The 12,553-nt window shown below is 60.8% G+C and carries 14 protein-coding genes; 1 reads left to right on the top strand and 13 read right to left on the bottom strand.

Going from position 1 to position 12,553, the window contains the following annotated elements; translation table 11 throughout:
• Positions 1–4 precede the first annotated feature (4 nt).
• On the top strand, positions 5–991 hold the full coding sequence (locus tag AC1PUL_RS17055) for a type II secretion system F family protein (protein ID WP_480465288.1): 987 nt from the start codon (positions 5–7) through the stop codon (positions 989–991).
• 135 nt (positions 992–1,126) lie between these two features.
• On the opposite strand, the gene AC1PUL_RS17060 is transcribed toward AC1PUL_RS17055, so the two are convergent.
• From AC1PUL_RS17060 to AC1PUL_RS17120, 13 genes are all read right to left on the bottom strand, one after another.
• Positions 1,127–1,645 carry an IS630 family transposase gene (locus tag AC1PUL_RS17060; protein WP_480465289.1) on the bottom strand — a complete coding sequence of 173 codons (519 nt, stop codon included), beginning with the start codon at positions 1,643–1,645 and terminating at the stop codon, positions 1,127–1,129.
• Positions 1,646–1,685: 40 nt separating this feature from the next.
• Positions 1,686–2,078, bottom strand: a complete 393-nt coding sequence (locus tag AC1PUL_RS17065; RefSeq protein WP_480465094.1) for a helix-turn-helix domain-containing protein — start codon at positions 2,076–2,078, stop codon at positions 1,686–1,688.
• Between the two features lie 80 nt (positions 2,079–2,158).
• The gene (locus tag AC1PUL_RS17070; protein ID WP_480465290.1) at positions 2,159–2,314 is read right to left on the bottom strand and encodes a hypothetical protein; all 156 of its coding nucleotides are present in this window, start codon (positions 2,312–2,314) and stop codon (positions 2,159–2,161) included.
• A gap of 92 nt (positions 2,315–2,406) precedes the next feature.
• Positions 2,407–2,868: an SRPBCC family protein gene (locus tag AC1PUL_RS17075; RefSeq protein ID WP_480465291.1), complete on the bottom strand. Its 462-nt coding sequence runs from the start codon at positions 2,866–2,868 to the stop codon at positions 2,407–2,409.
• A 104-nt stretch (positions 2,869–2,972) separates the two neighbouring features.
• Complete coding sequence (pncB, locus tag AC1PUL_RS17080) at positions 2,973–4,277, bottom strand: nicotinate phosphoribosyltransferase (RefSeq protein WP_480465292.1); 1,305 nt, start codon at positions 4,275–4,277, stop codon at positions 2,973–2,975.
• 118 nt (positions 4,278–4,395) lie between these two features.
• Positions 4,396–4,692 (bottom strand): hypothetical protein, encoded by a 297-nt coding sequence (locus AC1PUL_RS17085; protein ID WP_480465293.1) that lies wholly within the window; start codon positions 4,690–4,692, stop codon positions 4,396–4,398.
• Between the two features lie 93 nt (positions 4,693–4,785).
• The gene (locus AC1PUL_RS17090) at positions 4,786–5,748 is read right to left on the bottom strand and encodes a 2-hydroxyacid dehydrogenase (RefSeq protein WP_480465294.1); all 963 of its coding nucleotides are present in this window, start codon (positions 5,746–5,748) and stop codon (positions 4,786–4,788) included.
• A gap of 13 nt (positions 5,749–5,761) precedes the next feature.
• Positions 5,762–7,390, bottom strand: a complete 1,629-nt coding sequence (locus tag AC1PUL_RS17095) for an ABC transporter ATP-binding protein (protein WP_480465295.1) — start codon at positions 7,388–7,390, stop codon at positions 5,762–5,764.
• Positions 7,387–7,887 carry a type II toxin-antitoxin system VapC family toxin gene (locus AC1PUL_RS17100; protein WP_480465296.1) on the bottom strand — a complete coding sequence of 167 codons (501 nt, stop codon included), beginning with the start codon at positions 7,885–7,887 and terminating at the stop codon, positions 7,387–7,389. Before AC1PUL_RS17100 ends, AC1PUL_RS17095 begins: the two co-directional genes overlap by 4 nt.
• The gene (locus AC1PUL_RS17105; RefSeq protein WP_480465297.1) at positions 7,875–8,123 is read right to left on the bottom strand and encodes a hypothetical protein; all 249 of its coding nucleotides are present in this window, start codon (positions 8,121–8,123) and stop codon (positions 7,875–7,877) included. Before AC1PUL_RS17105 ends, AC1PUL_RS17100 begins: the two co-directional genes overlap by 13 nt.
• A 66-nt stretch (positions 8,124–8,189) precedes the next feature.
• Positions 8,190–9,326: an ABC transporter permease gene (locus AC1PUL_RS17110; protein ID WP_480465298.1), complete on the bottom strand. Its 1,137-nt coding sequence runs from the start codon at positions 9,324–9,326 to the stop codon at positions 8,190–8,192.
• The gene (locus AC1PUL_RS17115; RefSeq protein WP_480465299.1) at positions 9,326–10,420 is read right to left on the bottom strand and encodes a microcin C ABC transporter permease YejB; all 1,095 of its coding nucleotides are present in this window, start codon (positions 10,418–10,420) and stop codon (positions 9,326–9,328) included. Before AC1PUL_RS17115 ends, AC1PUL_RS17110 begins: the two co-directional genes overlap by 1 nt.
• A 142-nt stretch (positions 10,421–10,562) precedes the next feature.
• Positions 10,563–12,401, bottom strand: a complete 1,839-nt coding sequence (locus tag AC1PUL_RS17120) for an extracellular solute-binding protein (protein WP_480465300.1) — start codon at positions 12,399–12,401, stop codon at positions 10,563–10,565.
• Between the last annotated feature and the right edge of the window lie 152 nt (positions 12,402–12,553).

Raw genomic sequence — 12,553 nt, forward strand, 5'->3', positions numbered from 1 at the left:
GCCGATGTCGGAAAGTTGGGCCGCACAAGTGACCGATCCGGCATTGCTGATCGCCGTGCTCGTGGCGCTCGCGGTGTTCGGGACATTCTACACCATCGCAATGCCCTATCTGGAGCGCGGCGACCTGAACAAACGCATGAAGGCCGTATCGACCGAGCGGGACCTGATCCGGGCGCGCGAGCGCGCCAAGCTGAATGCGGAGGCGTCCCAAAACCGGGCATCCCTCCGGACCACGAACAACAAGTCAGTTCGAAACATTGTCGAAAAATTCAACCTGCGTCAGGCACTGGTGGACGACCAGACGGTTGACAAGCTGAAGGCTGCCGGTCTTCGCTCCCAGAACGCGCTGAACATGTTCCTCGTCGCGCGTTTCCTGCTGCCGTTCGCAACTCTGGCGCTCACCGCATTCTGGATCTTCGTTCTCGGCAATCTGGGTGAAAAGCCTTTGCCGATTCGGCTCTTTGCCACCATTGTGGGCGGCTATATCGGCTTCTACCTGCCGAACATCTATGTCTCGAACCGCATCACCAAGCGACAGCAATCGATCAAGCGCGCCTGGCCCGATGCATTGGACCTGATGCTGATCTGCGTCGAATCGGGTATTTCGCTGGAAGCATCGATGCGGCGCGTGTCGGACGAGATTGGCGAGCAATCGCCGGAGCTGGCCGAGGAGATGGTCCTGACCACTGCTGAACTGTCATTCCTCCCCGATCGCCGTCAGGCGCTGGAGAATCTCGGCACACGTACCCAGCTTGATGGCGTTAAAAATGTGGTTCAAGCGCTCATTCAGGCCGATAGATACGGCACGCCGGTCGCACAGGCGCTGCGTGTTCTCGCGCAGGAGGGTCGCGACGAGCGCATGAACGAGGCGGAGAAAAAGGCCGCAGCGCTTCCCCCGAAACTGACCGTCCCGATGATCCTATTCTTCCTGCCGGTGCTGATCGCCGTCATTCTGGGACCAGCCGGCATCCAGGTATCAGATCGCTTCTGATCGGACGAGCCAACCCGCTAGAGCATCTCCGGCGAAAACCGTTTTGCCCTCAAGTCTCTATCTCCTAGGTATGCCGCAATTCCCAGCGCAAAACGCTGCGCACTCTTATCGGGATTGCCCTAAAGCGTGTCGCATTTATTCAGCCTCATATCCTGCGGCTTTGAAGAAGTTTCGGCATTCAGTGACAGAGAAGAGGGCGATGATGTCGCCGAGGGCTTGGGCAATCGTGTCGAAGCTCCTGGCTGCTCGCTTTCGCAAGAGCGCCTTGAGCTTTGAGAACGCCATTTCGATGGGGTTCAGGTCCGGCGAATAGGGCGGCAGGACGAGAAGCCAGGCCCCCTTCGCCTTGACCAGTTGTTCGGCTTTCTCGCTTTTGTGGAAGCCGACATTGTCGAGGATGACAACATCGCCGGGCGACAGTGTCGGCGCAAGCTGTGTCTCGATCCATGTTTCAAAGATGCGGCTGTTCATGGGTGCATCGACAATCCATGGCGCGGTCAGGCCATGGCAGCGCAGTCCGGCGATGAATGTCTGCGTCTTCCAGTGGCCGAAGGGAGCGTAAGCCGCAAAGCGACTGCCTTTGGCAGACCATCCGGTGCGCTTCGTCAGACGGGTATTCGTGGACGTCTCATCGATAAAGATGAGCCGTGACAACGCCTTGTTGAAGAACCGCTTTCGCCGGCTAATCCAAAGATCACGCGCCTTGGCGATCTCCGGTCTGAGCTGCTCGCTTGCCTTGAGGCTTTTTTTTATTGCTGAGCCCAAGCCGATGTAGAAACCGCCCGACGGTTGCGCGGTGGACTTCGATGCCGCGCTCGGCCAGTTCGAGACACAGTTCGTCCAGCGTCACTTCGCCATTGAGGGCTACGCGCTCGCTGATCCATTCCCCATACGGCGAAAGTTTACTGCCAGGCGGGTGGCCCTGTCTGGCAGGCCGAAGAGAACCAGAGGAACGATGCAGGATCATCATGTTGTTGACGAACCGGGGCGAAACCCGGAAATGCCGGGCGGCTTCCCGATTGCTGTTGCCTTCATTCACAAACGCAACGACACGCTCACGCAACTCCATCGGATGCGGCTTGCCCATGGCGCTTCTCCTTCCACGGGCACAGTCAATCACAGATCAAGAAAAACCGGAATCCTGAATCCCGTTTGCCGCGACACGCTTTAGTGGACGGTTGTAAGTTCTTCCTGGAGGAGCTTCAGCGCATCCTGGAGCGCTTCGACAAGGATATCCGTCAATTCGTCGGATTTATTCTCGAGAAGCATCAGCTTGACCGCCATGTCCTGCTGCTCGAAATACTGATCAGGTCCTTCGTTCATCATCATGTCCCCTTAAAGCCGAATCATCTCGGCTGGTTCCACGATGCCGCCGCTTCCTTGTGCCGGGCTTTCACCCGATCCCGCGTCATCCGTCAAGCCTCTGTCTCGACACCACCGGTCACAGCGGAATTGAAGTTCGAGAAAAACTCACCGGCGAGCTTCTTTGAGGTCGATTCGATCAGCCGGCTGCCAAGCTGGGCGATCTTGCCGCCGACCTCGGCCTTCACGGTATAGGTCAGGAGGGTCGCACCATCCTCTTCCTCAGTCAGCGTCACATCGGCGCCGCCCTTGGCGAAGCCCGCAAGACCGCCCTTGCCCTCGCCCGAGATGGTGTAGGAATACGGCGGGTTCAGATTCTGCAGTTCGACGGCCCCTTCAAACTTGGCCTTGATCGGCCCGATCTTCAGGACGACCTTGGCTGCCATCTGGGTCTCGGATGTCTTTTCCAGACTTTCGCAGCCGGGGATCGACTGACGGAGGATTTCCGGATCGTTCAGCGCCCGCCACACGGTTTCGACCGACGCTTCGATGCGCTCGCTGCCTTGCATATCCATCCGGCATTCCTCCCTTGCAGTGTGCGGGCTCCCTCCCGCAAGTCCCAAGACTGCATGTCGAAGGCGGCGGATGCAAGACTGCTAAAGCAGCAGATCAGCTCCAATCAGACGAGGACGGCCTGCTCGACGCGATCCTGCGAGCCGAAGAAGCGGAGATAGCGCCCCACTTCAGCCGGGTCGCCGGTTGCCTTGCGCGGATTGTCGGAGAGCTTCACCGCCGGACGGCCATTGGCTTCGGAGACCTTGCAGACAATCGAAATGGGGCGCAGACCTGCGATTTCCTGCGGCGCGCAGCCGGCAAAGTCGTTGGTGAGGTTTGTGCCCCAGCCGAAGGACATGCGCACGCGCCCGGCGAAGTGCCGGTAGGTGTCGATGATGGCATCGACGTCGAGGCCGTCGGAGAAGATCAAGAGCTTCTTGCGGGGATCGCGGCCCATCTTCTTCCACCAGTCGATGATCTTTTCGCCACCTTCGATCGGGGGGGCGCTATCGGGGCGGAAGCCGGTCCAGTCTGCAACCCATTCCGGTGCATGCTGGAGGAACGATGTGGTCCCGAAGGCATCGGGCAGGACGATCAGAAGATTGCCGCCGTAGAGGCGATTCCAATCCTTCAGAACCTGGTAGGGCGCGGCGGCTAGCTGTTCGTCATTCCTAGCCAGCGCCGCGACGACCATCGGCAATTCGTGGGCATTGGTTCCGACGGCTTCGAGATCCGAATCCATGGCGAGCAGGACATTGCTGGTGCCGGTAAAGGCCGGACCGATGCCTTCCTTCAAGGCTTCGACGCACCAGCGCTGCCAGAGGAAGCTGTGACGTCGGCGGGTGCCGAAGTCGGAGATCCGCAGACCCGGCAATTCCCTAAGACGCTCGACCTTCGACCACATCTTGGCCTTGGCGCGGGCATAGAGGACATCAAGGGTGAAATAGCCCAGCGAGCGCATCGCGGCGCGGGAGCGCAATTCGTTGATGATGGCGAGCGCCGGGATTTCCCAGAGCGTCGTTTCCATCCAGGATCCGTGGAAGGTCAGTTCATACTGGCCGTCGCGCTTGGAAAGCTCGTATTCGGGAAGCTGAAGATTGCCGAGCCAGGCAAGAAATTCCGGTTCGAAGATCTGGGCACGGCCATAGAAGGTGTTACCGGCCAGCCAGATCATCTCCTTCTTGGTCAGGCGCAACGACCTTACGTGATCGAGCTGCTCGCGCAGCTCATGCTCGTCAATTTCATCCGCCAAGCGAACCGAAGTCGTGCGGTTGATCAGGGTGAAAGTCGCGTTGACCTCAGGGTAGAGCTTCCAGATCATCTGGAGCATCAACAGCTTGTAAAAGTCCGTGTCGATCAGGCTGCGGATGATGGGATCGAGCTTCCAGGCGTGGTTGTAGACCCTGGTCGCGATATCTGTCTTGGTCATGATCGACTGCCTTATCATCCGCAGCGGGCGCTGCGGGGGACGACCGGAACGTTTCGGTCGCTTCCGCAGCAGTTATCGGCAATCGACTTCGGATTGTCCAGTCAGCGACGCGCTATGTCTACTGTCCGGGGGTCGGGTTGGACTGTGGCATGTTCTGGTCCGCACTGTCCGGGCCCGCAGGAGCGGGTGCCGTCGTCTGCGTGGGCTCATTGGCCGGGTTTTCCGGCGCGATTGAATTGCCCCACCATTCGGCAGGGATCCAGACCAACATCGCCAGGATCAAACCGGCGAGCAACACGATCAGTACCGGTTTGCCGCGAAAGCCCTGACGTGCTTCGGTAGGCGTCATCGGCTCCGGTTTCAGGCCCCGGGTCCGGCGGTCGGTGGTATCGGGCAGATCGGTTCGGCTGCTCATGTCGTTGCTCCCTATGTCCTGGGGCGCTCAAGGCGCAATTCTCAGGACAAACGGGAGCTGACGGCGGTTTGTTCCGCGAGGTGTCGTGCTCGATCAGTAACCGCTTGCGCGATCGACAACAAACTCCAGCGGCTGGCCGGCTTCGAACCGGGCGATCTGCTCCTCGACATGACGGAAGAGGGCGCGGACATCGGAGGCTGCCGCAGCATGGGGCGTGACGATGACATTCGGCATCGACCAAAGGGGGCTTTCGGAGGAGAGCGGCTCTTTCTCGAAGACATCCAGAGATGCGGCTTTCAAGGTACCATCGGCCAGGCATTCAATCAGCTCGGCTTCCTTCTGGCTGCCGCCTCGACCGGCATTGAGGAAGATGGGACCGCCCAGAGGACCGGTACGGCGGAGCTTGGAGAAGAGCGCGCGATCATAGATGCCGCGCGTGTCATCCGTCAGGGGCAGAAGGCCGACAAGCATGTCCGTACGTGCCAGAAAGGCATCCAGCCCTGCGGCGTCGAAGGTTTCGATCCCTTCGATCGCCTTGGGCCGTCGGGACCAGCCAATGACATCAAAGCCCATGACCTTCAGCTTGCGGACGGAATCGGCACCGAGGACGCCGAGACCCATGACACCGACCGTCACGTCGCGAGCTTCCGGCTGGTCGGCGATCTCGTGCCAGACGCGATCGCGCTGTTGGCCTGCATAGGCGATGCCGTTGCGCAGGTGATGCAGGCATTGCCAGACGACCCACTCGCTCATGCGGTCCGTCAGGCTGCGATCGACGAAACGGACGATCGGCAGGTCCGGCAGCTCATAGGCGGAGAGGATGTGATCGACGCCGGCACCGCCGGAGAAGATGGCCCTGAGCCCCGTGGCGCGGCGAAAGAGCGCCGGATCCGGCTTCCAGACCACCGCGAATTCGGCGTCCGAGAGATCCCGGTCGGCATTGGCCGGATCGCCCATGTCGATCACAGGGCGATCCATGAAGGCGGAACGGAGAGCGGAGACGACGCTTTCGCGGGCGAAACGGAGGTCGATGACGACGGGGCGTTTTTCGGACATCTGGAAACTCACATTATTGGCGGATGCCGCCGGCCTCGACGGCTTCGAGATCGAAAGCCGCAGCCATCAGCGCGCGGGTGTAATCGGCCTTGGGTGCTGCGAAGACCTGCGCTGCCGGGCCCTTTTCGACCACCTTGCCGCCGCGCATGACAATCAGCTCGTTGGCGAGCGCCTTCACCACCTTCAGGTCGTGGCTGATGAAGAGATAGGCGAGATCGTGTTTCGCCTGCAGATCGCGCAGGAGATCAACGACCTGGGCCTGGACGGTCATATCAAGCGCGGAAGTGGGTTCGTCGAGCATCACAAAGCGGGGCTTCAGTACCATGGCACGGGCGATCGCGATGCGCTGGCGCTGGCCACCGGAGAATTCATGCGGGTAGCGCCAGCGGGTGGCTGGGTCGAGGCCGACCTCCTCAAGAGCCCAGGCGACTCGGGCATCACGTTCGTCTGCGGACAGCTGCTTTTCGTGGACCTTGAGACCCTCGGCGATGATTTCACCCACGGACATGCGGGGGCTGAGCGAGCCGAACGGATCCTGAAAGACGATCTGCAGGCGATCGCGAAGCGGGCGCATTTCGCGGTATGAAAAGGCGTGGATGTCCTTGCCGATAAAGCTGATGCGGCCCTTCGACGAGATAAGACGCGACAGGGCGAGACCGAGCGTGGTCTTGCCGGAGCCGGATTCACCGACGACGCCAAGCGTCTGGCCGGCGCGAAGCGTGAGATCAACGCCATCGACGGCCTTCACGTGATCGACGGTGCGGCGCAGGAAGCCGGCCTTGATCGGGAACCAGACGCGGATGTCCTCGCCCTGCATCACGATCGGCTTCGTCTCGTCCAGGACGGGCGGCTCGCCGCGCGGCTCGGAGGCAAGCAGCTTCTTCGTATAGGCATGCTGTGGCCGTTCGAAGATATCCTCGACGGCTCCGGCCTCGACGATCTTGCCCTTGGTCATGACGCAGACCCGATCGGCGAACTTGCGGACGATGCCAAGGTCATGGGTGATGAAGAGCATGGACATGCCGTGCTCGGATTTCAGGCGCCCCAGGAGTTCGAGGATCTGAGCCTGGACGGTGACGTCGAGGGCTGTGGTCGGCTCGTCGGCGATCAGCAGCTTCGGCCTGTTGGCGAGCGCCATGGCGATCATCACGCGCTGGCGCTGGCCGCCGGAGAGTTCATGTGGGAAGGCTGTCAGCCGTTTTTCCGGCTCCCGGATGCCGACCTGATGCAGGAGCTCCAGCACGCGGGCACGGGCTGGTGCGCCTTCAAGGCCCTGATGGAGAGCCAGGATTTCGCCGATCTGCCGCTCGATCGTGTGCAGCGGATTGAGCGAGGTCATCGGCTCCTGGAAGATCATGGTGACGTCGTTGCCCCGCACGGCGCGGAGCTCAGGCTCGCTGGCGGTCATTAGATCACGACCGTCGAAAAGGATCTGGCCTGAGGGATGGCTCGCAGCCGGATAGGGCAGAAGCTTCAGGATCGAGGCGGCGGAGACCGACTTGCCGGAACCGGATTCCCCGACCAAGGCGACGATCTCGCCACGGCGGATGTCGAAGGAGACGCGATCGACAGCCAGGCTTTCTCGACCGCCCTGGTGGAAGGCGACGGAGAGCTCGCGCACGGAAAGCAGGGGTTCGGTCATGCGGTGAGGCTTTCGATCAGGGAGGTGAGCGACGGGGCGTCCAAGCGGCAAACTTCGAACAAGGCAGGCTCCTCCGAGGACCTATCTATCACAGAGTTCGCGATGCCTTGATCATCAGTTAAGAAATGCGTGGTGCCGATCGCCAGAGCCGATGCGACATGGATGGCATCGGGAAGCTTCAGACCACTGCGTCTGGCACGTAATTGTGCAGCCACATCAAGAACGCTGTTGGAAACCGGAACGATCTGCAACCATGGCAGACCCGAACCCCAGTCTCTGTAGACTTCAATCAGCCTCGTGTCGTTGTTGCGCAAAGGCTTGACCAAAAGTTCCGACACAGTAAACGCGCTGGTGGCGAGGATCGCGCTTGGTCGGGATGATGCCTTATCCGTCAGGTCTCGCAACATTTCACGCAGGACACCCTCACCCTCGACGAGCAAGATCGCGGCATTCGTGTCGAGATAGAGTTGGTGCCGTTGCGGCATCAGTCGTCCCATTCGTCGCGAAGTTCCCGAATACGCGCCACAGCTTCAGCGGTCGTCACGCGGCGGTCGTCCTGGCTGCGATAGGCCGCTACCTTTTTCATGAACTCTTCAAAGCTGGTTTTGGACGGGCTCGGGACTTCACCTTCCATCTCCACCACGACACGCACAGTGGTGCCTTCGGCCAGCCCTTCTCGTAGGTCGGCGGGCAAATTCTCAACCGGATAATGCTCTCTGACGATCTTGTTCATGGCATCACGCTCCTGACCGGACTCGTCGCATCATGCCACAGATGCGTCTCCATGACGAACCCGCACTCATCGGAAGGTCTTCCTGGGATCGAACGCATCGCGCACGGCTTCGCCGATGAAGATCAGGAGCGAGAGCATGATCGACATGGTGAAGAAGGCGGTGAGGCCGAGCCAGGGGGCCTGGAGGTTTCGTTTGCCCTGGGCGATGAGTTCGCCGAGCGAGGGCGAGCCGGGGGGCATGCCGAAGCCGAGGAAGTCGAGCGAGGTGAGCGTGGTGATCGAGCCCGAGAGGATGAAGGGCAGGAAGGTCAGGGTCGCGACCATGGCATTCGGCAGCAGGTGGCGGAACATGATCGTGCCATTGCCGACGCCGAGCGCGCGGGCTGCGTTGACATATTCGAAATTGCGGGCCCGCAGGAATTCGGCGCGCACGATGCCGACGAAGCCGACCCAGGAGAAGAGCAGCATGATGCCGAGCAGGACGAAGAAGCCGGGCGGCAGGATGGCTGCGATAATGAGCAGGATGTAGAGCACCGGCATCGACGACCAGATCTCGATGAAGCGCTGCATCAGAAGGTCGGTCCAGCCGCCGAAATAGCCCTGGACGGCACCGGCCGTCACCCCGATCGCGGCAGACGCAAGCGTCAGTGCCAGGCCAAAGAGGATCGAGATGCGGAAGCCGTAGATCATCCGGGCCATGACATCACGCGCCTGGTCGTCGGTGCCGAGCCAGTTCATGTTGCCGAGCACGCAGTTCGGATCTTCGGCCTTCAAAGGATAGGCGGCACAGCGGGTTTCCTTGTCCATCAGCCAGAAGGGCGCAGTTGGTGCGGAGTGGGGCACTTCGGAATTGACCGTGCGGTAAGAATAGCGGATCGGCGGCCAGACCATCCAGCCATTGGCGTTGATCTCATCTGATATGAAGGGCGAGCGGTAGTCGGTGACCGCGAGGAAGCCGCCGAATTTTTCTTCGGGGTAGTCGACGAGCACAGGGAACAGGATCTCGCCCTTGTAGGACGCGATCACAGGCTTGTCATTGGCGATGAACTCGGCAAACAGGCTGAGGACGAAGAGGACCATAAAGATCCAGAAGGACCAGAAACCGCGGCGGTTCGCCTTGAAATTCTCAAGGCGACGGCGGTTGGTGGGATTGAGCCAACCCTTTTTCGGCGGGGCGATGGTTGCGGTCTCGACGGCGGACATCAGACGTCCCTCCGGTCGAAATCGATGCGCGGGTCGATCCAGGTGTAGATCAGGTCGGAGATCAGGCCGATGACGAGGCCCATCAGCGAAAAGATGTAGAGCGTGGCAAAGACGATCGGATAGTCGCGGTTGACGATCGCGAGGTAGCCAAGACGGCCAAGGCCATCGAGCGAGAAGATGTTCTCGATCAAAAGCGAGCCGGTGAAGAAGGCGGAGATGAAGGCCCCCGGCAGGCCGGCAATGACGATCAGCATGGCGTTGCGGAAGACATGGCCATAGAGCACCTGACGCTCACCGAGCCCCTTGGCGCGGGCGGTCACCACATACTGCTTCTTGATCTCATCGATGAAGGAGTTCTTCGTCAAAAGCGTGGTGGTCGCGAAGGCCGAGAGCAGCAGGGCGGTCAGCGGCAAAGCGAGGTGCCAGAAGTAGTCGAGGATCCTCTGCCACCAGGACAATTCGTCGAAATTGTCGGAGGTCAGTCCCCGAAGCGGAAACCAGTCGAAGAAGGAGCCGCCGGCGAAGAGCACGATCAGCAGGATGCCAAAGAGGAAGCCCGGGACGGCATAACCGATAACGATGATGCCGGAGGTCCAGACATCGAAACGCGAGCCGTCGGCGACCGCCTTGCGGATGCCGAGCGGGATCGAGATAGCATAGGAAATCAGGAGCACCCAGAGGCCGAGCGAGATCGACACCGGCAGCTTTTCGATGATCAGGTCGATGACCGAGGTGTTGCGGAAGAAGCTCTCGCCGAAATCGAAGCGGATGTAGTTCCACATCATTTCGAGGAAGCGCTCCAGCGGCGGCTTGTCGAAGCCGAACTGCTGTTCGAGCTTGGCAATCAGTTCGGGATCGAGACCCTGAGCGCCGCGATAGCTTGAGCCGCCCTCCTCCGTGCCCACCTGCTGGTTCAGCATGTCACCGCCGCCAGACAGGCGGGCGTCGGCGCTGTCTCCCTGGCCGCTCAGCTGGGCGATGACCTGCTCAACAGGGCCGCCGGGTGCAAACTGGATGACGATGAAGGAGATGCCCATGATGCCGATCATGGTCGGGATCATCAAAAGCAGGCGGCGGAGGATATAGGCCGTCATGCGCGGCGCTCCCGTTTCCGGTCAGGTCTGCCCACGATGTCCAGTCTCGTTTCGTCCGCCAATATCAGCCGCTCCGTCTCACCGCGATTCGTCCCCTCCATTCCTAGAGTCTCATGCAGGCGGCGCAAGCCCCGCGGCGACATCACGGGGCCTTGGCCCACCAGATGCTGGGAAAGCCGGTGCTATAGGTCGGCAGCTCGGGCGGATGTTCGAACTTGTCCCAATAGGCATAGCGAGCCGTCCGACCGTAATAGAGCGGGATGACATAGTCGTGGGCGAGCAGAACGCGATCCATGGCCTTGGCGGCGGCGATCTGCTCGGCGCGGTCGGCCGGGAAGATGATCTTCTCGATCAGGGCGTCGACGGCAGGATCGGCGATACCGGCATAGTTTCGCGAGCCCTCCTTGTTGGCCGTGGACGAGCCCCAGTAATTGCGCTGTTCGTTGCCGGGGTTGAGCGTCTGAGCCCAAACGACCCAGGTCATGTCATAGTCGAAGGTCCGGGTACGGTTGGTGTACTGGCTGTCATCGACGGTGCGCACCGCCATCTCGACGCCGATCTTGCGCAGTTGCTGCTGGTAGGGGACGGCCACGACCTCAAGCTGAGGGCTTGGCAGCAGGAGCTCGAAACGGAAGGGCTGGCCCGTTGCGGAGTTCACCATGGCATTGCCGCGCAGCTCGTAGCCCGCCTGCTTGAACAATTCGACCGCCTTGCGAAGATTGTCGCGCGAGGCCTGCGGCGTTCCGCCGACCGGGTTCTTGAACGGGGTGTCGAAGACGGAAGCCGGGACCTTGTCCTTCAGGCTTGTCAGCAGCTCCAGCTCCTTGCCCTCAGGCAGGCCAGTGGAAGCGAGTTCGGTGCCGAAAAAGAAGCTGTCGACGCGCTGATAGGCGTTGAAGAAGACGGTTCGGTTCAGCTCCTCGTAGTCGAAGGCGTAGTTCAAGGCTTCGCGCACACGCTGATCCTTGAACAGGTCACGCCGCATATTCGGCACAAGAGCCTGCATCACGCCCGTGGCGCGGAAGGGATTTTCAAACTCTTCCCTCTTCACACGACCATCCTGCGCGGCGGGGAAATCGAAGCCGGTCGCCCAGCGGGCCGCACGCGTTTCCTGCCAGAAATCGGTATTGCCCGAGCGGAAGGCTTCGAACTCGACGTCGCGGTCGCCGAACATCGTGTAGGTGACGTCCTTGAAGTTGTTGTAGCCGCGGTTGACGTTGAGATCCTTCGCCCAGTAATCGTCGCGCAATTCATAGCGGATGGTGGCGCCGGCCTTGAATTCGGCGATCTTGTAGGGTCCCGATCCCAGGACGGGCTCCAGCGTCGTGCGGGAGATATCGCGCGGCTTGCCATCGGGGCCGTTCCCCTCCCACCAATGCTTCGGCACGACGGGGAACTGTCCCAGGATCATCGGCAGTTCGCGGTTGTTCTTCTGGTCGAAGCGGAAGGTCACATCCCGCTCGCCGGTCTTTTCTGCCGAAATCACATGGCTGTAGTAGCTGGTATAGAGCGGATTCAGCTCCTTCAGCTTCTCGAAGCTGAAGATCACGTCCTCTGGCTTGACCGGTTCTCCATCGGCGAAGCGGGCTTCCGCACGCAGTCGAAAGGTGGCGCTGGAAAAATCGGCCGGGAAGGAGACGCCTTCCGCCAGAAGGCCGTAAGCCGCCGACACTTCGTCGTCCGAATCCTTCAGCAGTGTGTCGAAGACGGTTGCAAGCCCGGGCGCCACCTCACCCCGGTTCAGCACCGGATTGAAGGTGTCGAAGGTGCCCGTAGAGGACATCCGAAGCGTACCGCTCTTCGGGGCGGCGGGATTCACGTAGTCGAAGTGCTCGAAGCCAGCGGGGTATTTGAGATCGCCGACAATCGCCACGCCATGCCGGAACGGCTCGGCCGGTTCCTGCGCGATGGCCAGTGAGGGCGGCCCTGCGAGCAATGCCACCAAGCCCCAGACTGCCACGCCCATCCTGTTCAGACCCATCGCCAACATCCCCTGATTTGCTTTTGTTGCAGAGCAGAATAAGGCAATGTCCGGCAAAAAACAGGGGACTGACACAGATGTGAGCATCTGAGCTTCCGCAGATTCACCCCATTTCCGTTTCAGGCTAGAATGACAGGTGATTCACCCGGCGA

This window comes from Rhizobium sp. P43, assembly GCF_056730705.1.

What these genes read in the sequence shown, in the direction of transcription:
- AC1PUL_RS17115 (WP_480465299.1), bottom strand. Translation starts at nt 10,420, where the DNA reads ATGACGGCCTATATCCTCCGCCGCCTGCTTTTGATGATCCCGACCATG.
- AC1PUL_RS17100 (WP_480465296.1), bottom strand. Translation starts at nt 7,887, where the DNA reads ATGGGACGACTGATGCCGCAACGGCACCAACTCTATCTCGACACGAAT.
- AC1PUL_RS17090 (WP_480465294.1), bottom strand. Translation starts at nt 5,748, where the DNA reads ATGTCCGAAAAACGCCCCGTCGTCATCGACCTCCGTTTCGCCCGCGAA.
- AC1PUL_RS17075 (WP_480465291.1), bottom strand. Translation starts at nt 2,868, where the DNA reads ATGGATATGCAAGGCAGCGAGCGCATCGAAGCGTCGGTCGAAACCGTG.
- AC1PUL_RS17110 (WP_480465298.1), bottom strand. Translation starts at nt 9,326, where the DNA reads ATGTCCGCCGTCGAGACCGCAACCATCGCCCCGCCGAAAAAGGGTTGG.
- AC1PUL_RS17120 (WP_480465300.1), bottom strand. Translation starts at nt 12,401, where the DNA reads ATGGGTCTGAACAGGATGGGCGTGGCAGTCTGGGGCTTGGTGGCATTG.
- AC1PUL_RS17085 (WP_480465293.1), bottom strand. Translation starts at nt 4,692, where the DNA reads ATGAGCAGCCGAACCGATCTGCCCGATACCACCGACCGCCGGACCCGG.
- AC1PUL_RS17065 (WP_480465094.1), bottom strand. Translation starts at nt 2,078, where the DNA reads ATGGGCAAGCCGCATCCGATGGAGTTGCGTGAGCGTGTCGTTGCGTTT.
- AC1PUL_RS17095 (WP_480465295.1), bottom strand. Translation starts at nt 7,390, where the DNA reads ATGACCGAACCCCTGCTTTCCGTGCGCGAGCTCTCCGTCGCCTTCCAC.
- AC1PUL_RS17070 (WP_480465290.1), bottom strand. Translation starts at nt 2,314, where the DNA reads ATGAACGAAGGACCTGATCAGTATTTCGAGCAGCAGGACATGGCGGTC.
- AC1PUL_RS17105 (WP_480465297.1), bottom strand. Translation starts at nt 8,123, where the DNA reads ATGAACAAGATCGTCAGAGAGCATTATCCGGTTGAGAATTTGCCCGCC.
- AC1PUL_RS17055 (WP_480465288.1), top strand. Translation starts at nt 5, where the DNA reads ATGTCGGAAAGTTGGGCCGCACAAGTGACCGATCCGGCATTGCTGATC.
- pncB (WP_480465292.1), bottom strand. Translation starts at nt 4,277, where the DNA reads ATGACCAAGACAGATATCGCGACCAGGGTCTACAACCACGCCTGGAAG.